Genomic DNA, 21575 nt, shown 5'->3' with positions numbered 1-21575 from the left:
TCTTCAGCCGCCCTTGACCGCGCCGGCGGTCAGTCCTGCGACGATCTGCTTCTGCGCGAACATGGTCAGCACCAGCACCGGCAGCGTCACCACCAGTGCGGCGGCGGCGAGCGGCCCCCAGCTCACCTGCTCATAGGAAAGCATGTTGTAGACGGCGACCGGCAGCGTCCGCGTCTCACGGCTGGCGAGCACCACGCCAAAGACGAAATTGTTCCACGAAAAGATGACGGACAGGATGAAGGCGACAACGATGCCCGGCTTGGCGATGGGCAGGGCGACCAGCCGGAACACCTGCCAGGAGCTGGCCCCGTCGATGTTGGCCGCCTCTTCCAGTTCCATCGGCGTGGTCTCGAAATAGCCGATCATCACCCAGACCACGATCGGCACCGTCACCACCAGGTGGATGATGATCTGCGGCCAGAGCGTGCCGAGTATCCCGATCCATTGGAACAGCAGAAACAGCGGGATGAGATAGGACAGCCCCGGCGTCATGCGGGCGATCATGATGACGACCGCCGATTTTTCGGCCTTGAGACGCGCTATGCCATAGCCGGCCGGTACGCCGATCAGCAGCGCCAGCAGTGTCGCCGTGCCGGTGACCAGAACCGAATTCCAGAGATAGAGCAGGAAATTGTTCTCCTCGAACACTTTTACATAGTTCGACCAGGCGAAGCGTTCGGGGATCAGGATCGGCGGATAGGCGCCGTTGTCGATCTCGAATTTCAGCGAAAGCGAGATCATCCAGAGAAAGAAAAGAATCGCCGGCGAGACGATGACCAGTGCCGCGAAAAACAGGCCGATCTGGTTGAGCAATCGTGAGCTCATCTATTTGCCCTCCGCGTCGTTCCACTGCGAGCGCTGGCGCAGCATCAGGAGGATGAAGGACAGCGCCACGATGACAATGAAGAACACCACGGCCATGGCTGAGCCATAGCCGATGTCGTAATAGGAGAAGGCGGTGTTGTAGAGATAGATGTTGATGGTTTCGGACGCCGTGCCCGGCCCGCCCTGGGTCATCGCATAGATGATGTCGAAGCTCTTCAGCGCATCGATGGTGCGGATGATCAACGCAATCATCAGGAACGGCGCGATCATCGGCAAAGTGAGGTAGCGGAATTGCTGCCAGGCATTGGCGCCATCAATCTCGGCGCTCTCGAACGGCTCGCGCGGCACCGAGGCCAGCCCGCCCAGCACGATCAGCATCACCAGCGGCGTCCACTGCCAGGTCTCGACCGCGACCAGCGAAGGGATGACCGTGTTGGCGTTGAATATCCATTCCTGCGCCGGGATGCCGACCAGCGACAGAAGGTAGTTGAGAACACCGAGCTGGGGATGGAACATCATGGTCCAGACCAGCGCCACGGCAACCGGCGTTGCCATCATCGGCATGACGAAGACGCCGCGCAGCAGGCCGCGCAGCGGAAACCTGGCGTCGAAGACCAGGGCGGCGACAGTGCCCAACAACATCGGCGCTGCCACCGACAGCGAGGTGTAGGTCAATGTATGAACAAGCGATTCCCAGAATCGCGGGTCGCTGGCCAGACGGAGATAGTTTTCCATCCCGGCAAAGCTCCGCGACTGGCCGAGCGTCCAGCGGTTGACGCTCATCCAGAGCGTGAACGCCCAGGGAAAGACGATCACGGCGCTAACGACGACGAGCGCCGGAACGACGAAGGGCCAGTAGTTGGGAGCCAGCCGGATCGTCTGGCTCCCTTCGATGGCCTGTTCAGTCGTCACCTCGGCGCGACCTGTCGTCGCCCCGGTGCGTTCAGGGGCGATGGCGGACATCAGCCCTGCTCGCTCCTGTCGAGAACCGGCTGGAACTGCGCGGTGGCCTTCTTCAGTTCTTCGGCAGGATCGGCACCGGCAATCATGTTGGTCAACGCCACGCCGTAGATGTCGCGGAACTCGGTGACCGGGATAATCACCGGCAGCGCCAGCCTGCTGATATTGCCGGACTGAACCACCGCATCGAGCCAGCTTGCCGGCATGGTGACGCCTTCGCGCACCTTGGGATCTTCCAGCACCGACTTGCGGAACGGCACGCCGGCGCCGGCCTGGAGCAGGCGTGCGCCCATCGCCGGGGAAACCGCCCACTGACAGAACAGATAGGCGGCCTCCTTCTTTTCACTGGAGGCGGTCACGCCGAGGCCGTCGCCAAACGTCCCGGAGGCATGCGCCTTGGGCCCCTTGGGCATGACGCCGTAGCCGACCTTGCCGACCACGCGCGACTTTTCGGGATTTTCCATCGGCGGGGCAAAACCGACGCCATCGAACCACATGCCGATCTTGCCTTGCAGGAAGGCGGACTGCGCTTCCGCCCAATTGAAGCCGGTGACGCCCGGAGGGGCGGACTTGGTCATCAGCCTCTGGTAGAGGGCAGCGGCCTCGATCGCCTCGGGCGTTTCGGTGCGCAGCTTTCCCTTGTCGTCGAGCGGCGTCATGTCGTAGCCGAGCATCAGCGACGTCCACACCGGCGTGTTGGCATTCTTGAGGCCGCGGGCGATGAAGCCGAACGTGTTGGTCGATGGATCGGTCAGCGCTTCGGCGGCGGCCACCAGCTGCTCGAATGATTCAGGGTACTTTACGCCCTTGGCCTCGAACAGCTCCTTGTTCCAGTAGACGATCCAGTAGTCCACCGAGAACGGCAGCGAACGCAGCACGCCCTGGTTGTCCTTGGCGAAAAGCATGCCGGCCTCGGCGAAATCGCTTTCGACCAGGCCGGGATCGGTCAGCGTCGGATCGGCGAGATAGCCGGCAATGTCGGCCAGCCAGCCACCCTTTTCGAACTGGCGCTTCTGCACGTGATAGCTGAGATGCACGACATCGAAGCTCGGCCTGCCGGAGCTGAGCTCGATCACCGTCTTCTGCCGCTGCTGCTGTTCCGGCGTCGCCTCGGCATTGACCTTGATGCCGGTCAGTTCCTCGAATTCGGCGATGTATTTCAGGATGGTGTCGCTGCGCGGGCTTTTCACCAGATTGACGTCGAGCGTGGTGCCGGCAAAGCGCTTCCAGTCGACGCTGGCGGAAAAGCTCGGGCGAAGGCCGGCCATGCCCGCGGCGGCGAGCGCCGTGGTTCCTGCAAGGACTTGCCTTCTCGTTGGCTTGAACGGATTGGACGACATTTCTTCCTCCCTTGGGTTGCTGTCGTTGTTGATAGTGTCGCGGCAGCCGCGAACCATACGTCCTCAGATCTGGAGCGCCAACCGGCGCGCATTGTCGATATGCCGACTGATCGCCTCAACCGCCTTTTGCGGATCGCGGCTCTCGAGCGCTTCGATCACCGTCAGGTGCTCCTGCATCACCGGCACGACGCGCCCATCGATGCGGAAACGCTCCTGGTGGATCAGCCTGATCTTTACCGAATTGACCAGATACGCCTTGGCGATGATCTCGTTGCCCAGCGCATCGATGAAGGTGTCGTGCATGGCCCAATCGATGTTCTGGGCCTTGGCTTCCATTTCCGGCGTCGGCGTCTGCGACAAGGCTTGAGCCAGCATGTCCTCATGTTCGCGCCGCAGGCCGGCGAGCACGGCGTCGGAGCCGTTGACGGTGAACAGCGCCACCGCCTCACGCTCCATGAATAGGCGAAACTGGAAGGCCTCGCGGATCAGGTTGATGTCGATATGGGCGATCTGCATGCCGCGCTGCGGGATGGTCGTCAAAAGCCCCTCGGCCTCGAGACGCGGCACGATCTCACGGATGGCGCCTAGCGGCAGCCCGGTAAAGGCAACCAGTTCGCGCTGCGACACGAACTGTCCCGGCCGCAGATCGCGGGCCAGCAAATGCCGCGTGAAGCTGGCATAAGCTCTTTCCCTGAGGGTTGCCGGTTCGCTGCTGTCGTCCATTTCAGCGCGCTTCCCTTTGCCGGTCAGGCCGGCTCTGTCGCAAACAGCCTGTCATAGGCGGCAGCAAGCTGTTGCCGCCCCTGCGAACCGATCGGCTCCAGCGGCGGACGGACCGCCAGCCAGCGCTCGTCGCCGGTTTTGCGCGCCACCATGACCTTCACCGCCGGGATGACCGAAAACTTAAGCAATTCGAGCACGAAGCTCTCGACGCGGGCATCGTCGCGCCCATCCTCGGCCATGGCGCGGATTTCGCCGGTGACGAAATTGGCCATGCCGGAAATGGCGCCCTGCCCACCCTGACGCACGCTTCTGGCCAAGTGCCGCTCGTCGCCGATCAGGATCACCATGTCGCCATGGGCTCTTAGCAGCGCCTCGCTGTAACTCCAGTCGCCACCCGAATCCTTGACACCGGCGATCACGCCGGGGAAGGCCGCACACAGCCGACCGATCAGGGTAAGCGGGAGCGGCACCATGGTGACAGAGGGGATGTTGTAGAGGAGGATGCCGCGAGCCAGCGGCCCGAGCGCAGCGAAGACGGCAGAAAACCATCCGAACAGCCCGTCCTCGCCGACATTCTTGAAGTAGCTCGGCGGAGCCAGCAGGATGTTGCGGACGCCGCACTGCAAGGCATGCCGCGCCTGTTCAGCGGCGTCTTCGGCCGCATCGACCAGCACGCCGGCAACGAGCCGATGTGCCGGAATGCCGGCGGCCAGCATGGCCTCGGTAACAATCCGCCGCTCTGCCGTGCCCACGGAGGCCCCTTCCCCGGTGGTGCCGAACAGCGTGGCGCTGCTGCAGCCGGCGCCAAGGCAAGCCCGGGCCTGCGTGACCATAGGAAGGATGGCGATTTGCCCGGACGCATCGAAAGGCGTGGCGAGAGCAACCGAAAGACCAAAGCGCGAGACCACTATTCTCTCCAGATGTCGATGTGCAGCACTCCTAACACACTAACATGTTAGTTGTAAATTGCGGAGGGGCTTTTCGAACACGGCGTCGACATCGGACGAATATATGATGCGGATTTGGGCGGCTGCCGTCTTTCCGGCAGCGCGATCCCTACTGTCCCGTCGCGTCCGCGTAGATATCGAGGACACGGGTGATGCTGCCGATAAGAAGCTCGTGAGTGAGGGGCTTGACCCGGCGTGCGGCAACCTCGGCGTCGAGTTGCCCCAGATACTGGCTGATCAGCGGCCGGGGGATATCGTTCTCGCTCAGCACGTCCAGCAGCGCCTGCATCGCGCGCTGCGCCTCCGGCGTCGGCCAGTAATAGCGGATGCGGTCGCTGAACGAGAAATGCCGCTGCACGCGCTGCTCGTCCGGCGTGCCCGGATAGTATTGCTGCCAATTGTCCGGCGACGCCAGCATGATGCGTTCCATCGCGGCAGGCAGGCTTTCGCGCGAAGTGTCAGGCGCGAGGATATCGGCGATATGGCTGAGCCCATACAGCGCTTCGCGAAGCGCGAAGGTCAGCCAGGGGCCGACCTTGAGGATGGCAAAACCGTCGCGAACGAGAGCATTGAGCGCTTCGGCCGGCTGGTAGTCGGTCGAATGCGCCTCAAACACGACCTTTGGCATACGGTCGAGCACAGCCACCAGTTCAGTCGCCTTGGCGGGTGCATAGGGCACGATCTCGGTGTTGCCGAATTCGACGCCGGGCTGGACGACGACACCGACCGCACGGTCAAATGCGGCTTCGAGGCCGGCGCGCGAAAACGCTCGCGCGTGGATCTCGACGGTGCGCAAGGCATCCCCGGGCGCCGTCACATGCAGGTGGTCGAGCGCCTCCAGCGCACCGCCCGGCACCGGCACTTCGGTGCCGATGACGTAGACCGGTTTTTCGCCGCCGGCGCGCTCGACCGCCGCCTCGGCGATTTCAGCAAGTTCGGCCGCGCGCGCGGCGATCGTTTCATCGGCAAGCACGGCTGGATCGTCGGCGCAGGCCATGCTCGTATCCAGATGCATCTTGGTGAAGCCGGCGCTCGCATAGGCATCGATCATCGCCGCAGCCTTCTTCATCGCGGCGGCGGCAGCCATGTGCTTCCACGGATTGGGCCCGAGATGATCGCCGCCGAGGATCAGGCGATCAATTGGGAAACCGGCTTTGTGCGCATGCGCCTCGACGAAGCTGCGGAACCCCGCAGGCGTCATCCCGGTGTAGCCGCCGTCGTGGTTGACCTGGTTGCAGGTGGCCTCGATCAGCACATCCGCGCGCCGCGCCGCACCATGGCGCAGGGCAGCCTCGATGACCAGCGGATGCGCCGAGCAGACCGAGGCGATGCCGCTTTTCTCGCCTGCGGCGCGCCTCGCCGCAATGTTCGCAAACCTTCGCGTCGCGTCAATCACTGCGTGTTCCCTGTGGCGATGAATGCCTCGACCGCTTCAAGCGGGAAAATGCCCTCCATCGGCCCCTTGCGGATGACGGCGAGCGCGCCGCAGGCATTGGCGATCCGCAGCGCTTCGGCAGGAGCCGCCCCGCGCAGCCAGAACGAGACGAAAGCAGCACCGAAGCAGTCGCCCGCGCCGGTCGGATCGACCTCGTCGACGGCAAAGCCTGACGAGGCGACCGCACCGTTATGATCATGATAGACGGCGCCGGCGGCGCCCTTCTTCAGGACGATGCAGGACAGGCCGCGGGCCAGCAGTTCGTCGACTGCACCCTTCTCGTCCCTGGCGGATGAAAACAGGAAGAGCTCCTCGCCGCTCGGCAGGAAGATGTCGGCTTGCGCCAGCACTTGGTCGAGTGCTGCGCGCATGCCGGATGCCTGCATGATCTCGCGGCGGATGTTCGGATCGAAGGACACGGTTCCCCCTCTGGCCTTGACCGTCTCGATCGCCGATAGCGCCACTGTGATGGCGCGGTCGGAAAACAGCGACGAGCCCATGACATGGACGTGATCGGCACCGGTGAGCAGCTTTGTCGCCGCCGCGTTTGTCTCGATCAGGCCGGCGGCGCTGTTGCGGATGTTGAAGACGAAATGCCGGCTCGCGTCGGCCCGGTAGGTGACGAAGGCCGTGCCCGTCGCATGGCCCGTGTGAACCGCGATCGCCGACACGTCGGCGCCCAGTGCCCGCAGCCGATCGATGTTCAGCCTGCCGAAATCGTCGTCGCCGACGGCGCCGATGAGGCCTGCCGGCTGGCCGAGCGCCGCCGCCTGGCCGATGAAGATCGCGGGCGCGCCCGACGGGTAGGGCCCAAGCAGCGGACCAGTCTCGAGAAAGCTCTGACCAATCCGCTCGGCCATGATCTCGACCAGAATCTCGCCGGCACCGACCAGCTTCTTCATCTCGCGGAATCCCTCAAATTCGCCTACTGCAAGTGAATACGGCTTGTGCTTTTTCGCGTCAATTAATAAATTTACGCATGGAAGCTATACAATTTTACTGTAAAGTTTCACCTTGCATTCGGGGGCTTGATGTCGATGAAGCACAAGACGATGGAGGATTTTGCTCGCTCTTGCGGCGTCTCCAGGCCGACACTGTCGAAGTATTTCGACGATCCGAGCAGCGTCAAGCCGGCGACACGTCAGCGGATCGAAGTGGCGCTGCGCTCGTCCGACTACCAGCCCAATCTGTTTGCACGCAACCTCAACCGCAAGCGGACCCGCAGCATCGGCATTGTCGTGCCGACGCTCGCCGATCCCTTCTATTCGGAAATGGTCAGCCGCATCGAACTCAGGCTGCGCGACGAAGGCTACTGGCCGATCGTGATCTCCTCGCACGGCTCGCGCGAGCTCGAAGTGGAAGCGACGCGAACCATTCTTTCGCTAAAAGTTTCCGGCGCGCTGATCGCGCCGCTCGGCCTGCGCTCCGACGAGCGCACGCTGGAGAAGCTGACACAGACCATACCGATCGTCTATTTCGACACTTATCTCGAGGGCGACACGCCATTCGTCGGCAACAACAACAGCCAGAGCGTCTCGACCATCGTCGATTATCTCTGCCGCTCCGGCGATGCTCCGGTCTATTTCGATATCCCGCACGTCAACCACAATTCGCGCGAGCGCCTGAACAGCTATGTCGGCGCCATGCAGCGGCTCGGGCATGAACCGGTGCTCATCGGCACCCCTTATGACTACAGCTGGGATTTCGAACGGATCGGCTATGAGCAGATGGAAGCGATGCTCGCCCGTGGCGGCCTGCCGGGCAAGACCATTCTGTGCGCCAACGACCGTCTCGCCTTCGGCGTGATGGCTGCCGCCTACTCGCAAGGTCGCAAGGTCGGCCGCAAGGGCGATTGCGACCTGCGGATCGCAGCCCATGACGACCATCCGCTGAGCCGCTACACCTGCCCTGCCCTCACCACCATGGCGCAGGACTTCGCTTCGATGGCCGGACGCAGCGTCGAGACGCTGCTGGCCTTGCTGGATGAGGACGACGCGACAGTTGCCCGCAAGGTCAGTCTCGACGCGACGCTGGTCATGCGTCAGTCGGCCTGAGCGTTTCCAAACACAGGATCGAAGCCGCGCCATGCGGCAACTGCCGCGCCGACCGCTTGCCGCGCCGCCGGACCATGGCGGCCCATCGAAACGAAGCCGTGGATCTGGCCGGGCCAGCGCCGCAGGACGACCGGCACCTCGTCATCTTCCAGACGCTTCGCGTAGGCCTCGGCTTCGTCGGCGAGGATATCATGGCCGGCGATTGCGACAAAAGCCGGCGCTGCGCCGGCAAGGCTTGCGGCCTTGAGCGGCGACACGCGCCAGTCATCAATATCGCCAGCATGGTTGATATAGTGGTCGCGGAACCAGGCCATGGTCGCCAAAGTCAGGCCATAACCGTCGGCAAAGCGGCGATAGCTGTCCGCCGCCTGCGAGGCGTCAGTGTTCGGATAGAACAGCAGCTGCGCCGCCGGCGGCTTCTTGTCGCCGCGCGCAAGCAGGCAAAGCACGGTAGCGAGATTGCCGCCGGCACTGTCGCCGGCGACAGCGATCCGTTCGGCGTCGATGCCGAGATCGCCCGCGCCGTCCTGCATGAAGGAAAGTACGGCGCGGCAATCTTCGATGGCCGCCGGAAATTTGTGTTCCGGCGCCAGCCGGTAGTCGGGAGAGACGACGACGCAGGCCGCCATATTCGCAAGCCAGCGGCAGATCTCGTCATGCGACTCGAGATTGCCGATCACCCAGCCGCCGCCATGCAGATAGAGCAGCGCCGGGGCAGCGGCCCCGACCGCGCCCTGTCCGCGATAGATTCTGAGCGTCAACGGGCCGCCGGGTCCGGTGATGGTGCGCTCGGTCAATGAGCCGACCGGCTCGCGCTCGCCCTGGAGTGCCGGAAAGCCCTCCTCATAGGCGCGGCGCGCCTCTTCAGGCGTGCCGGCTTCGAATGGCGGGGCGGCCGCCTGCCGGTCAAGGTCGAGCACATGCCGGGCCTCCGGATCGAGCAAGGGTGAAAGCAATGTCGTCATCGTAAGCCCTCCGATATCAGACGAGCAGGCTCGTCGCTTCGGCGTCCTGGAAGAGCGGCGGCTGATCGACCGTTGCGTTGACGGCGACGGACTCGCGGCTCTCACCCGAAGCGAGGATCGCCTCCATGATTTCCAGCACATGAAGCGCAAGGTCGCCGGACGCCCGCGGCTTTCTTCCTGTTGTCAGCGCGCGCGAAAGATCGGCAACGCCGAGCATGCGGTAATTCGCGCGGTCGGGCGCGGCGAAGGGCCAATTGCGCGCGCCATAGAGTTCGCTCTCACTGTGGAAGTCGGCCCAGTCGGCCCCTCGTTCCGACAGCGAGACGGTGCCGCCGAACGTATCCGGATCGGGCAGCCTGAGCGAGCCTTCCGTCCCATGCAGCTCGATCGGGTGGTTGGAGTGCCTGAAGACATCCCACGAGGCGCCGAAGGTGACGGTGGCGCCTGAGCGGAACTCCAGCAGCGACAGGATGTTGGTCGGTGTGCCGACCTTGAAGCTGGTGTTCCGGTAGGGGCCTTCGGCGGTGATCAGCCGCTCCTCCTGGCCCCGCGTCGCCATCGCCATCACGCGGGCCACCGGCCCGAGCAAATTGACCAGCATCGTCAGGTAGTAGGGACCCATGTCGAAGACCGGTCCGCCGCCGGGCTGATAATAGAATTGCGGATTGGGATGCCAGTGCTCCATGCCGCGCCCCATCATGAAAGCGGTGCCGGTCACCGGCCGGCCGATCGCACCCTCGTCCATGAGGCGGCGTGCCCGCCGTCCGGCGGCGCCAAGGAAGGTGTCCGGGGCCGAGCCCAGCAGCAGCCCGCGCTCCGCCGCCTCGGCGACAAGCCGCCTGCCGTCCTTGGCCGAGGTCGCCAGCGGCTTTTCGGTGAAGACGTGCTTTCCCGCCGAAAGCGCCGACAGCGAAACGTCGAAATGCGCCGCCGGTATCGTCAAGTTGAGGACAAGGTCGATGTTCGGGTCGGCCAAAAGCGCGTCGACGCCGAGCGCGCGGATGCCATATTCCTTGGCGCGCAGCACAGCCATATCGGCCGAAATGTCGGCGCAGGCGCGTAGCTCGACCTCGCCGAACAGGGCCGCATTGCGCAAATAGGTCATCGAGATATTGCCGCACCCGACAACGCCGATGCCGAGCTTAGCTCCTGATTTTCCTGGCATTTTCCACTCTACCTCCCGGCGTCGCAACGCTCTGGTTGAATCATTGCACCAGCAACGGATCACAGTCGAAAGCCGCTATACAACATTTTAAATATTGACGCGCGTAAAATTATTATAGAACATGCGAAAATGATGGCGCAACATTGGACGCCGCCAGCCTTGAGGAGGAGAACATGACTGACGGCCAACAGCCGATGCGAATCCCGTGGGTCATGCGCGCATTGGGTCTTTCCGTCGGTCAGGGACCGAGATGGGTTCAGGCATAGATCACCTTGGCCCCGGTCATCTCAAGCTGGCTGCGTATTGGACCGGGCAGGCCATCGTCGGTGATCACCACATCGACGGCCGACAGCGAAAATGCCTTGGAGGTCCCGCTGACGCCCCATTTGCTCGAATCGGCGAGGAGGACAACGCGCCGGGCCATGCGAACGAGGTTTCGCTTCGTTCGCGCCATGTCTTCGTTCACGTCGACCACATCCAGTGACGAGTCTATCGCATGCGCTCCAACAAAGACCTGATGCGCTACCAAGCCGCCGAGAGCCGTATCGGCATCGGTGATCAGCGTGCTCACCGTGTCGGGATAGACCCGGCCGCCGATCATATGAACGTCGAGCCCGGGACGATGCATAAGATGCTGCACGATATTCATGGCCGTGGCCGCGACCACGACATTGCTGAGCGGCGGTAACTGCATGGCAACCTGCATCAATGTCGAGCCGCCGTCGAAGATGACCGATTGGTTGTCCTCGAACAGGTCTAGCGCCGCCCGGGCGATGCGCTTCTTTGCGTCGAGGTTCGTTTGCATCCGCCGGGCGAACGCGGCCGTAGTCGAATCGGTGGTCCGGGTCACCGCCCCTCCACGGGTCTTGGTCAGCAGTCCCTTGCGGTCCAGTATCTCGAGGTCGGAGCGCACCGTGACTTCCGACACGCCAAAATCTTCTGACAGGTCCTTGATGCGAACCTGTCCGTTGCGCTGCACCTCACCCAGGATCGATTGGCGTCTCTGCTCCGACAACATTGCCCTGTCCTTGCCTCCCTGCGCCAAGCAACCGCTCTGGCCTCGGCTCAGCTTACCAAAAATATGCAAATTCGAAAGCTTTCGAAAGATTGTATTTCTTGTTTCTTTCGGAAACACTGGGTCCAGGATTTTGAAATCAAACGATTGAGGAATTTTGCACTCATGAGCCTAGGAACCAAGGTGCGTCTTGCGCGCCTCTTCTCGCATCCATCGGGGAAACTTTTTGGCGGCGCGGTCGACCACTTCGTCGGCTATGGCGACGTGCGCAAAGGCGGCCTTGCCGATCTGCCGGGTGCGCTCGCACGCGTCATGGTGGGCAAACCCGACTACGTCAGCATCCAGCCTGGCACCGCGCGCCATCTGTGGCCGCAATATGCGGGCAAAGCTTCCCTGGTGATTCAGGCGGGCTGCTTCACTCCGGACGATCGCATCAGCGAGTTGATCGCAACGCCCGAGGATGCGGTGCGCGCGGGGGCCGATGCGTTGGCCGTGGCCATTCCGGTGCGCGGCGCGACCGAGGGCAAATACATACGCTGGCTGACCGATTCGGTAAATGCAGCGGCCCGCTACGGCATGCCTGTGGTGGCGCATATCTACCCTCGCGATTTCACCGACGGAGCAAAAATCGTCTTCACCCCCGACGAGATCGCCTATGCGGCGCGCATCGGCTACGAGTCCGGCGTCGACGTGATCAAGATCGGCTACACGGGCGATTTCGAGTCGTTCCGAGAGACCGTCCGGACCTGCCCGGTGCCGGTTGTGATCGCGGGCGGTCCAAAGACCGATACGCTGCTCGGCGCGCTTCAGCAGACGGCGGACGCCATCCGTGCCGGCGCACGCGGCGCCGTGGTAGGCCGCAATCTCTGGGGGCATGGCGATCCGGAGAAGGCAGCGCTTGCCTTTCGGGGCGTCATCCATGACGGCCTTTCGGCGCAAGACGCCCTGGCGAAGGCAGGTGCCTGAACGATGCCCACCGTCCCTTCAATCCTCGGCTTCGGCGCTATTGCGATCGACGACATCGTCTATGTCGATCAGCCGTTGTCGGCGGGCAAGGGGAAGGTTCTGCAAAGTGCCCACGCTTTCGGGGGAAATGTTGCGACGGCGCTGGCCGCCGTCGTGCGACTCGGCGGAACCGCCGGGTTCGCCGGATGGCTGGGCAGTGCCGCGGACGACGCCGTGGTGCGCGATCTCGTTGCGAGCGGTGTTGAAACCGCATTCGCGCCGCGCCATCCCGACGCGCGCCCGGTGCGCTCGCGGATCACCGTCGGCTCGGACGGGGAACGGTTCATCGCGTATGACGACGATGCGATGCTGGGCACCGCTCCGGATTTTCCGGACGACATCCTCAGCCGCGCGACCGTCCTGATCGTCGATAGCTACGCGATCCGGTCCCTGGATGTCGTGGCTCGGGCTCGCGATCTCGGCCTTGCGATCCTCGGCGATATCGAATGGAGCAGCGGCCCAGCCACGGAGCGGCTGATCGCGCTCTGCGACCATCTCATTCTTCCACTCGGCTTTGCGCGGACTGCCACGGGGTGCCGATCGCCCGCCGAGATGCTCGATAAATTGTGGTTGCCGTCGCGGTCCGCAGTGGTTCTGACCGACGGTGGCAGGGGCGTGTACTATCGCGGGCGTGAAGAGACAGGTCTCTGGCACCTGCCCCCGCACAGGATTGTGGTCGTCGACTCGACCGGTGCGGGTGACTGCTTTCATGGCGCCTATGCCTATGCGTTGACGCGCGGAGCCGGCACCGCAGGCCGGGTGGCATTCGCGGCCGCGGCGGCAGCCCTTTCGATAACGGGCCGTGGCGGGCGCGAGGCGCTTCCGACCGACGACCAGGTTACGGAACTCCTGGCATCGACGAACGCGCCGTCAGCAGTCGAATTGAAAAAAACGCATGTCAATACTGGAACATAGCTAGAAACTATACGATGAAATATTTCGCAGGTGAACATGCTCCGAGGAGGGTTATAAAAATCAGCGGCTTATACTTGCGGAGGGAGGAATATGGCAGAAGTCATTCTTGAGAATATCTGCAAAACATACGGTAACAATTTTCGCGCAATCGACCAATTGAACCTATCGGTCGAGGACGGCGAGTTCTTGATTCTCGTCGGGCCGTCCGGCTGCGGCAAATCCACCGCGTTGCGAATGATCGCGGGATTGGAGGACATCACCAGCGGCAGCCTTCGGATCGGCGGAGTCGACGTCGTCGACATGCCGCCCAAGGACCGCGACATCGCGATGGTCTTCCAAAGCTACGCGCTCTACCCGCATATGACGGTGTTCGAAAACATCGCCTTTTCGATGCGACTGGCAGGCAAGCCGAAGGCCGAGCGCAAGATGCGCGTGGACGAGATCGCCAAAACCCTTCAGCTGACGTCTTTGCTGGACAGCAAACCCGCGAACCTTTCAGGCGGACAGCGTCAACGGGTTGCCATGGGCCGCGCCATGGTGCGCGAGCCGGCCGCCTTTCTCATGGACGAACCCCTTTCCAATCTGGACGCGAAACTGCGCGTGCAAATGCGCGCCGAAATCACCAGTCTGCAAAAGCAGCTCGGCGTAACGACCATATACGTGACCCACGATCAAATCGAAGCGATGACGATGGGAGACAGGGTCGCGGTGTTGAAAGGCGGCGTGCTGCAGCAGGTCGATACACCCAAGAGGCTCTATGAATCGCCGGTGAACGCCTTCGTTGCCGGCTTCATCGGCTCTCCTTCGATGAACCTTTTCGAGGCGACCCTGACGGGCGACGAACTGATGTCCGGCACCTTCGCCATCCGGTTGCAGGAGGCAGCCTTCGTGCGCAGGCCGGGCTTAAGGTCGTTTGCGGGGCGCAAGGTCGTGTTCGGCATACGACCGGAGGATCTTTATGACAGCAGCCTCGAATCCGGTCGCAAGTATCAGACGATACCGGCCAAGGTGACCTCGATCGAAGAACTCGGATCCGAACATATTGTCCATCTGAACATCGACGCGGTCCGGGTGGACTCCGGCGATCCGGACGCGGTGGACGATTTTGGCCTGGCATCGAACGCGGTGGCGAGATTCGAGCCGATCAGCGCCGTCCACTCCGGCTCGGAAATCCGGTTGGCCCTGGATGATGCCAAGTTCCATTTCTTCGATCCCGAGACGCATCTGGCGATCTGAAGATCTGCGGCAGACCGCAGGCGAGAGCGAGGCGCCTGCGAAACGCAAGAAGGCTTCTGAGTAGAGCAGACGATCGTCCGCATTGTGCGGTCGATCTTAAAGAAGGAGGAGAAAATGATGTTTCGGATACAACCCGCGATGCTGAAAATAGCCGCGGCCGCATGGTTGCTTGGCGCAACCGGCGCCATGGCGGACACGACGCTGGAATTCACCCAATGGTGGGAGCCCGAATTACCGGCCGGCTCGCTCAGGGCAATCATGGATGACTTCGAGGCTGCAAACCCCGGAATCAAGGTGACGCTGGTCAGCGGCCCCTATGCGACCACGCGAGACCAGATCTCGGTTGGTGCTGCAACTGGAACGCTTAGCGACGTCGTCGGTCTCGACGGCGCCTGGGTGAACAATCTGAACGCGCAGAATGCGCTGGCCGACATGAACCCGATGATGGATGCGAGCAAGTTCGACCAGACCCAGGTCGCGGATATCATCAAGGTGGACGGCAAGGCGGTGATGTTTCCCGTGGCTTCGTTCGTCTATCCGGTCTTCGTGAACATGGATCTCGCCGCCCAGGCAGGCGTGACCAAGCTGCCGTCGACCCGCGCGGAGTTTCTCGAAGCCGCCAAGAAGATGACCCATGCCGACAAGAACCAGTATGGCTGGGTGCTGCCCTTGTCGCTGCAAACGCCGTCCGGTGTCCAGAACGACCTGATGTCGTGGGTCTGGGCCTCGGGTCAATCGATGATGGCTGACGGCAAGCCGGCTCTCGAGGGCAAGCCGGTCGTCGATATGCTCACCTTCGTCAAATCGCTGAACGACGCCGGCGTCATTTCGCCCGGCATTGCCACCAAGACCGAGCAGGAAAAGGTCGAGGAATTCGTGAACGATCGGGTCGGAATGATGATCGACTCGCTCGCGCATGTGAACCTCATTCGCAAACGCAATCCCAAGCTGAACTTCGACCTCATCCCCGTCCCGGTCGTGGAGAATTACAACGGCAAGCGCGGCCTTCCCTACGCCTCCTGGGGCATCGGCATCTCTGCGGCCTCAAAACATCAGGAGGAAGCCTGGAAGCTCGTCCAATATCTGATGAGTGAAAAGGTGAACGCCAAGCTCGTGACGCTTGCAAACGCCTTCCCGGGCAACGTCAATGCCAAGCCCGATTTCGTGACCTCGGACAAGGCTTTCGCCAAGGCTTTCGAAATCTTCAAGACCGGCTATCTCGCCAACGAGTTCACGGGTCTGCCGGTGGCTGAAGACCTGATGACCCAGTTCGACGTGGAAGCCCAGAAGATGCTCGCCGGCGAGCAGTCTCCGGAAGAAGCCGCAGCCAACGCTCAAAAGGGCTGGATGGCGAAATTCTGAGCGACCTGTTCCCCGTTGCTATCTTCCACCGGGTAGCCTGACTTAGGGCAGGCCACCCGTCAACAACGGATCGGCAATTTGAGATGGATCTCTTTCCGAAGCGCACCTTCCTCTTGAAGGCACATCCCAAGGGTGGCACATGACTCGGCAGAAGCGCTCCCACCATCGACTGAAACGAGCGGTCGCACCCTATCTCTATCTGTCACCCTCGCTCCTCATCATCGGCCTTCTGATGCTACTGCCGATGGTGACGGTGATTGGCTATTCGTTCCAGAACAGCGCAGTGCTGCGTCGCGACCCATCCTTTGCCGGACTGAAACACTACCACGCGATCTTTGCCGATCCGGTGTTCTGGGCCTCGCTGTGGCACACGCTCTACTTCACCTGCATGAGTGTCATCTTCCATATGACCATCGGCATGGTCTTCGCACTCATGCTGAACAGCGACCGCATCAATCCGACGCTGCGCAACATTCTGCGCGTGCTCTACATACTGCCTTGGCTGTTCACCGCGGTGATTATCGCCGTGATCTGGCGCCTCCTGCTCGAGCCGAACGGTGTCGTGAACGCCGTTCTCATGCAGATGGGCATCATCGGTTCCAAGGTCGAGTGGTTTTCCTCGACGGCGACCGCGCTGCACGCCGTCACCTTCGCCAATATCTGGGCGGGCTACCCGCTTTTCATGGTCAGCTTGCTCGCAGGCTTGCAGGGCATTCCCAAGGATTTCTACGAGGCCGCCGATATCGACGGGGCGAAGGCCTACCAGAAGCTGATCTTCATCACCATCCCGCAGCTGATGCCGATCATTATCAGCATCTCGCTGCTCGACTTCATCTGGACCATGCAGGTCTTTCCATTGATCTGGATAACGACGGGCGGCGGTCCGATCTACTCGACCGAGGTCCTCAGCACTTACACGTACAAGCTGGCGTTTTCGAGCTACAACCTGTCGCAGGCGTCGGCGAGCGCCGTGGTCATCCTGCTGATCTCTCTCGGCCTGACGCTGTTCTACATCCGCTATCAAAAGGCTCGGTAGTCACCATGAGGAAAAGGCACACACCGAAAGACAGACTGATCACCGTCGCGCTCCATGTCGCGCTTGCCGCAGGGCTCTTTTTCGCGGCCTTCCCGATCTACTGGATGCTGAGCAGCTCGTTCAAGTCGAATACCGAAATCTTTGCCCTGCCACCAACCGTCCTGCCGAAGGCCTTCACGCTGGAAGCGTATGCGGCCATCCTTGGCGACCCGGTAAAGCTGCGCTTCTTCTTCAACAGCTACTTCGTGGCCGGAGCGGTGACCGTGCTGACGGTCCTGATCGCCTTGCTGGCGGCTTATGGGTTCAGCCGTTTCAATTTCCGCGGAAAGGGCAGCCTCAACACACTCATCATCAGCACGCAGACGATTCCGCCGATCACGCTTTTGATCCCCTTCTTCGGGCTTGTCGTCTCGTATGGCATCTTCGACACCTACGTCGCACTGATCCTGACTTACCTGGTGTTTACGCTGCCCTACGCGATCCTGCTGATGACGGGATATCTGAACACCTTGCCCCGCGATCTCGATGAAGCGGTGGCTGTCGACGGCGGCACCAGCTGGACCGCACTCTGGCGGGTGATCGTCCCGATTTCACTGCCTGGTATCGTGGCGACGTCGGTCTACACCTTCCTGTTGTGCTGGAACGAATTTCTCTTTGCGCTGACGCTGACGAAGTCAACGTCCATGCGCACCGTCCCGATCGGCATCCAACTTTTGATGGGGCAGCACGCCTTCGAATGGAACCAGATGATGGCGATGAGCGTGCTGGGCTCGCTACCGCTCTTGCTCATCTACCTCGTTGCCCAGAGGTTCTTCCTCGCCGGCATGACCGCGGGCTCGGTCAAGTAGGATGTCCCTCCAACGGAGAACCGATGGGGAAGGCCGCGCGTCGAAATCGATGGATTGGACCTTCTCTGCTGGCAGGCGATATCGCCGCGGCCTCGGGCGTCTTCATAGCGCCGCTGAATCATGCTCGTGCTGTTCATCCAGCGCCAAAGGGCTGACGCAGGGCGGCATCAAGGAATGAAAGCATGAAAGACCTGAAAGTCGGTTGCCAGACCTTCACCTGGGAAATGCTCGGAGACCGGTTTGCCGGTGGTCCGGACGATCTGCTCAAGGCGATCGCCGATGGCGGTTATGCCGGCATCGAGATCACCGACACGATGATCGGCCACTATGCCGACAGGCCGGCGGAATTCGCCGCGGCGCTGAGACCGGCCGGCCTCACCCTTGTTTCTTTCGCCTTTGGCTCGAAGAGCGGCTTTACGCTGAAGGAGGGCATCGGCGCCGACCTCGAGACAGCGAAACGCTGGATCGATTTTGCCGCTGCCTTTCCAGGCGCGCTGGTCTCGATGGGCTCGGCCACCGTCGTGTCCGACGGCCCGCGCGACGACAAGTTCCCTATTGCTGCGGAGCTCTACAACAAGGTCGGCGAACTCGGACGCAAGGCCGGCGTCGACATCGCTGTCCATCCCAGTTCCCACCACAACACGCTGCTGTTCGACCGTCCCGACTATGACCGGATTTTCGAACTGATCGATCCGTCGCTCGTCGGCTGGGTGCCCGACACCGGCCACATATTGCGCGGCCATGAAGACATGGCAGATACGCTCACCACCTACCGCGACCGCATCCGCTACGTGCATCTGAAAGACGTCGACGCCAGCGGCACCTGGGCTATGCTCGGCAAGGGCGTCTGCGACACCCAAGCGGTGATCGATATCGCCAGCGCCGCACCTCGTTTCAACGGTTGGCTTGTGCTGGAAGAGGAATCCGAGACCGCCGCCGGCGATCCGGCCGCCGCGGTCAAGACCAACCGCCAGACGATGCGCGGCTACGGCGCGTGAGGAAGAGACCATGATCCGGAAGCAAGACCGTCGCCTTCGTGTCGGCGTGCTCGGCTGCGGGCCGATCGCGCAATTCGCGCATCTCGAATCCTGCGTGAAGGCCGGCAACGCCGATCTCTATGCGATCTGCGATGCCGCCCCCGATCTTCTGGCGCGCATGGCCGCGACCTATGAACCCGAAAAAATCTATGGCGATTACGATGAGATGCTCGCCGACCCGCAACTGGAAGCGGTGATCGTGGCGACCTCCGACGCCTATCACGTGCCGATGTCGATCAAGGCGCTCGAGGCCGGCAAGCACGTGCTGTGTGAAAAGCCGATCGGCGTCTCGGTCGAGGAAGGCGAGATGCTCGCCGATGCGGTCCGGCGCTCCGGCAAGGTGCTGCAGGTCGGCCACATGAAGCGCTTCGACCCGGCACTGGAAGCGGCGCGCGATTTCGTCCGCGACGAGATCGGCGAGATCCTGGCGCTAAAAGCCTGGTATTGCGATTCCACGCACCGCTACACCAACACCGACGCGGTCCAGCCGCTGCCCGTCACCAGCAAGCTGGCGCGCAAGCAGGGCGGCAATCCGAAGGCCGATCTCAGGCAGTATTTCATGCTCGCGCACGGCTCGCACCTTGTCGACACCGCGCACTTCCTGTGCGGCGAGATCGTTGCCGTGCGTGCCCGGCTCAACGAGCGTTTCGGCGCCTATTGCTGGTTCGTCGAAACCGAGTTCGCCAATGGCGCGCTCGGCCACCTTGACCTCACCGTGGCTGTCCGCATGGACTGGCACGAGGGTTTTCAGCTCTATGGCGAAAACGGCTCGGTGATCGCGAAGACCTTCAATCCCTGGTATTTCCGGGCGAGTGAGGTCGATATCTTTCACGAGAAGGATGCAACGTCGCGAAAGCCGCTCGGCGCCGACGGGCATTTCTTCAGGCGCCAGCTCGAAGGCCTCGCCGAGACAATCCTTGACGGCAAGCCGATGCGCGGCGCCAACGTCGAGGACGGACTTGCCTCGATCCGCGCCATGGTGGCGATCGCCCGTTCGGTCGAAACCGGTGATCGCGTCGAGATCGCCTCCGTAACGGGAGCGGTCTGATGCAGATCGGGGTGTTCGCCAAGACCTTCCCGGGCAGCGAGCCGGCTGGCGTGCTGGCAGCGGTCCGCGACGCGGGATTTGCCGTCACCCAGTTCAACCTTGCCTGCGCCGGGTTGCCGTCGATGCCGGAGGCGGTGCAAAAAGACGCCATAGATGCCATCGCGGACGCATCCAAGGCTTGCGGTGTCGCCCTGGCAGCGCTCTCGGGAACCTACAACATGGCCCATCCCGACAGGGCCGTGCGCGACGACGGCCTGCGCCGGCTTGGCGTGGTCATCAAGACCGCGGCAGAGCTTTCCGTTCCGCTGGTCACCTTGTGCACGGGAACACGCAACGCCGACGATCAGTGGGCATACCATCCCGACAATAGCGAGCCCTCGGCATGGGAAGACATGGCGGGCGAGATGGAAAAGGCGCTTCAGCTCGCGGAGCGTCACGGCGTTGATCTTGGCATCGAACCCGAACAGGCCAACATCGTCACCTCGGCCTCGGACGCGATGCGCCTGATCGCCGAGATGGGCTCGACACGGCTGCGCATCGTGCTCGATCCGGCCAACCTGTTCGAGCAGGCGAGCCCCGCCGAAGCACGCGCCATCGTCGCCGCCGCCGTCGAACACACTGCGGGCCACGTCGCCATGGCCCATGCCAAGGACCGTTTCGCTGACGGCCGCTTCACGACCGCCGGCCGGGGTGTCGTCGACTTTGCGGATTTCGTCGCCAGGCTGAAAGCATCGGGTTTTGACGGGGCGCTGGTCACGCATGGCCTCTCGGCCGAAGAGGCACCCCTCGTTGCCCGCTTCCTCAAAGGGCTGGTGTGATGGCGCGCCTGGCCACGCTGCTTCGCGATGACGCCACGCTTCGGATTTCCGATGGTGGCGACGGCATTGCGGTCATCTTTCAGCATGGGCTGGGCGGTGGCGACGCGCAGGTCGCCCAGGCCTTCCCTTCCGGGCCGGGCTTGCGGCGCATCACGCTGGAATGCCGCGGGCACGGCGCCTCCGGACTGGGCAGCCGCCGGCCGTTTTCCCTGGAGATGTTCGCGGACGATGTTGTTGCCGCCGCCGATCAGGCCGGTCTCGATCGTTTCGTCGCCGGCGGCATTTCGATGGGCGCGGCGATCGCCATGCGCCTGGCCTGCCGTCATCCGGACCGCGTCGCTGGTCTTCTCCTGGTGCGGCCGGCCTGGATTTTCGACGACGCGCCGGTGAACCTGCTGCCGATCGCCGAGGTTGCCAGGCTTATCCTGGACCACGGGCCCGACAAGGCGAGGTCGATCTTCGCGCAATCGGAAACCGCCGCGCGCCTGCAGCGTGAAGCACCCGACAATTTTGCCTCGCTGATCGGCTATTTCGACCGGCCGGACGCCGCGCAATTCGCGCAGGTCCTCGCCGACATTGCCGCCGACGGCCCGGGCGTTTCGGCGAGCGACGCCGCCGTGCTTGGCATTGCCACGCTGGTCATCGGCAATGCCATGGATGCGGTGCATCCGCTCTCGGCGGCACTAACGCTCGCCGCAGCCATTCCCGGCGCGACCTTTGCAGAAACCCATCCCAAGGCGCTCGACAGCGTCAGGCATTTCGCCGAGTTGCAGGCCGAGATCACGACCTTCCTTCACACCCACTCGAATTTTCGGAGCCTCATTCCGTCATGACCATCAAA

At 62.6% G+C, this 21575-nt stretch carries 21 protein-coding genes; 11 read left to right on the top strand and 10 right to left on the bottom strand.

Going from position 1 to position 21575, the window contains the following annotated elements; translation table 11 throughout:
* Nucleotides 1–3: 3 nt before the first annotated feature.
* The 7 genes from AC0L2R_RS24735 to AC0L2R_RS24705 all read right to left on the bottom strand — a co-directional run bounded on the left by AC0L2R_RS24735 (nt 4) and on the right by AC0L2R_RS24705 (nt 7132).
* Nucleotides 4–825 (bottom strand): carbohydrate ABC transporter permease, encoded by an 822-nt coding sequence (locus AC0L2R_RS24735; RefSeq protein ID WP_023797160.1) that lies wholly within the window; start codon nt 823–825, stop codon nt 4–6.
* A complete protein-coding gene (locus AC0L2R_RS24730; RefSeq protein WP_473512097.1) occupies nt 826–1788 on the bottom strand; it encodes a carbohydrate ABC transporter permease in 963 nt (320 codons plus the stop codon).
* Entirely contained in the window at nt 1788–3125 is a 1338-nt protein-coding gene (locus AC0L2R_RS24725) for an ABC transporter substrate-binding protein (RefSeq protein WP_473512095.1), read from the bottom strand. The genes AC0L2R_RS24730 and AC0L2R_RS24725 overlap by 1 nt, the downstream gene beginning before the upstream one ends.
* 63 nt (nt 3126–3188) lie before the next feature.
* Nucleotides 3189–3848: a GntR family transcriptional regulator gene (locus AC0L2R_RS24720; RefSeq protein ID WP_473512094.1), complete on the bottom strand. Its 660-nt coding sequence runs from the start codon at nt 3846–3848 to the stop codon at nt 3189–3191.
* A 23-nt stretch (nt 3849–3871) separates the two neighbouring features.
* Nucleotides 3872–4756 (bottom strand): dihydrodipicolinate synthase family protein, encoded by an 885-nt coding sequence (locus AC0L2R_RS24715; RefSeq protein ID WP_473512093.1) that lies wholly within the window; start codon nt 4754–4756, stop codon nt 3872–3874.
* 148 nt (nt 4757–4904) lie between these two features.
* Entirely contained in the window at nt 4905–6191 is a 1287-nt protein-coding gene (locus AC0L2R_RS24710) for a D-tagatose-bisphosphate aldolase, class II, non-catalytic subunit (protein WP_473512091.1), read from the bottom strand.
* Entirely contained in the window at nt 6188–7132 is a 945-nt protein-coding gene (locus AC0L2R_RS24705) for a sugar kinase (RefSeq protein WP_473512090.1), read from the bottom strand. Before AC0L2R_RS24705 ends, AC0L2R_RS24710 begins: the two co-directional genes overlap by 4 nt.
* A gap of 129 nt (nt 7133–7261) precedes the next feature.
* Here AC0L2R_RS24705 and AC0L2R_RS24700 point away from each other — a divergent pair, with 129 nt between their 5' ends.
* Nucleotides 7262–8284: a LacI family DNA-binding transcriptional regulator gene (locus AC0L2R_RS24700; RefSeq protein WP_473512089.1), complete on the top strand. Its 1023-nt coding sequence runs from the start codon at nt 7262–7264 to the stop codon at nt 8282–8284.
* Here the strand turns inward: AC0L2R_RS24700 and AC0L2R_RS24695 are convergent.
* The 3 genes from AC0L2R_RS24695 to AC0L2R_RS24685 form a co-directional block, all read right to left on the bottom strand.
* Nucleotides 8272–9249 carry an alpha/beta hydrolase gene (locus AC0L2R_RS24695; protein ID WP_128175446.1) on the bottom strand — a complete coding sequence of 326 codons (978 nt, stop codon included), beginning with the start codon at nt 9247–9249 and terminating at the stop codon, nt 8272–8274. The genes AC0L2R_RS24700 and AC0L2R_RS24695 overlap by 13 nt on opposite strands.
* A gap of 16 nt (nt 9250–9265) precedes the next feature.
* Nucleotides 9266–10414, bottom strand: coding sequence for a Gfo/Idh/MocA family protein (locus AC0L2R_RS24690; RefSeq protein ID WP_473512088.1), 1149 nt, complete (start codon nt 10412–10414; stop codon nt 9266–9268).
* Between the two features lie 256 nt (nt 10415–10670).
* Nucleotides 10671–11432, bottom strand: a complete 762-nt coding sequence (locus tag AC0L2R_RS24685) for a DeoR/GlpR family DNA-binding transcription regulator (protein WP_473512086.1) — start codon at nt 11430–11432, stop codon at nt 10671–10673.
* A gap of 162 nt (nt 11433–11594) precedes the next feature.
* Here AC0L2R_RS24685 and AC0L2R_RS24680 point away from each other — a divergent pair, with 162 nt between their 5' ends.
* The 10 genes from AC0L2R_RS24680 (at nt 11595) to AC0L2R_RS24635 (ending at nt 21567) form a co-directional block, all read left to right on the top strand.
* Nucleotides 11595–12395 carry a beta/alpha barrel domain-containing protein gene (locus tag AC0L2R_RS24680; protein WP_023797149.1) on the top strand — a complete coding sequence of 267 codons (801 nt, stop codon included), beginning with the start codon at nt 11595–11597 and terminating at the stop codon, nt 12393–12395.
* A gap of 3 nt (nt 12396–12398) precedes the next feature.
* Nucleotides 12399–13349: a PfkB family carbohydrate kinase gene (locus tag AC0L2R_RS24675; protein WP_473512085.1), complete on the top strand. Its 951-nt coding sequence runs from the start codon at nt 12399–12401 to the stop codon at nt 13347–13349.
* A gap of 90 nt (nt 13350–13439) precedes the next feature.
* The gene (locus tag AC0L2R_RS24670) at nt 13440–14585 is read left to right on the top strand and encodes an ABC transporter ATP-binding protein (protein ID WP_473512084.1); all 1146 of its coding nucleotides are present in this window, start codon (nt 13440–13442) and stop codon (nt 14583–14585) included.
* Between the two features lie 114 nt (nt 14586–14699).
* Nucleotides 14700–15947, top strand: a complete 1248-nt coding sequence (locus AC0L2R_RS24665) for an ABC transporter substrate-binding protein (RefSeq protein ID WP_473512082.1) — start codon at nt 14700–14702, stop codon at nt 15945–15947.
* A gap of 139 nt (nt 15948–16086) precedes the next feature.
* Nucleotides 16087–16983, top strand: a complete 897-nt coding sequence (locus AC0L2R_RS24660) for a carbohydrate ABC transporter permease (RefSeq protein ID WP_473512081.1) — start codon at nt 16087–16089, stop codon at nt 16981–16983.
* A 5-nt stretch (nt 16984–16988) separates the two neighbouring features.
* Nucleotides 16989–17831 carry a carbohydrate ABC transporter permease gene (locus tag AC0L2R_RS24655; protein ID WP_023797144.1) on the top strand — a complete coding sequence of 281 codons (843 nt, stop codon included), beginning with the start codon at nt 16989–16991 and terminating at the stop codon, nt 17829–17831.
* Between the two features lie 182 nt (nt 17832–18013).
* The gene (locus AC0L2R_RS24650) at nt 18014–18829 is read left to right on the top strand and encodes a sugar phosphate isomerase/epimerase family protein (RefSeq protein ID WP_473512079.1); all 816 of its coding nucleotides are present in this window, start codon (nt 18014–18016) and stop codon (nt 18827–18829) included.
* Nucleotides 18830–18839: 10 nt separating this feature from the next.
* Nucleotides 18840–19916 (top strand): Gfo/Idh/MocA family protein, encoded by a 1077-nt coding sequence (locus AC0L2R_RS24645; protein WP_473512078.1) that lies wholly within the window; start codon nt 18840–18842, stop codon nt 19914–19916.
* Entirely contained in the window at nt 19916–20734 is an 819-nt protein-coding gene (locus AC0L2R_RS24640) for a sugar phosphate isomerase/epimerase family protein (RefSeq protein WP_473512077.1), read from the top strand. The genes AC0L2R_RS24645 and AC0L2R_RS24640 overlap by 1 nt, the downstream gene beginning before the upstream one ends.
* Nucleotides 20734–21567, top strand: a complete 834-nt coding sequence (locus tag AC0L2R_RS24635; RefSeq protein WP_473512075.1) for an alpha/beta fold hydrolase — start codon at nt 20734–20736, stop codon at nt 21565–21567. Before AC0L2R_RS24640 ends, AC0L2R_RS24635 begins: the two co-directional genes overlap by 1 nt.
* The last annotated feature ends 8 nt before the right edge of the window (nt 21568–21575 follow it).

Source organism: Mesorhizobium sp. WSM4820, assembly GCF_055811075.1.
Note: the sequence above shows the minus strand (reverse complement) of the source record. Positions and strands in the feature narration are given on the sequence as shown.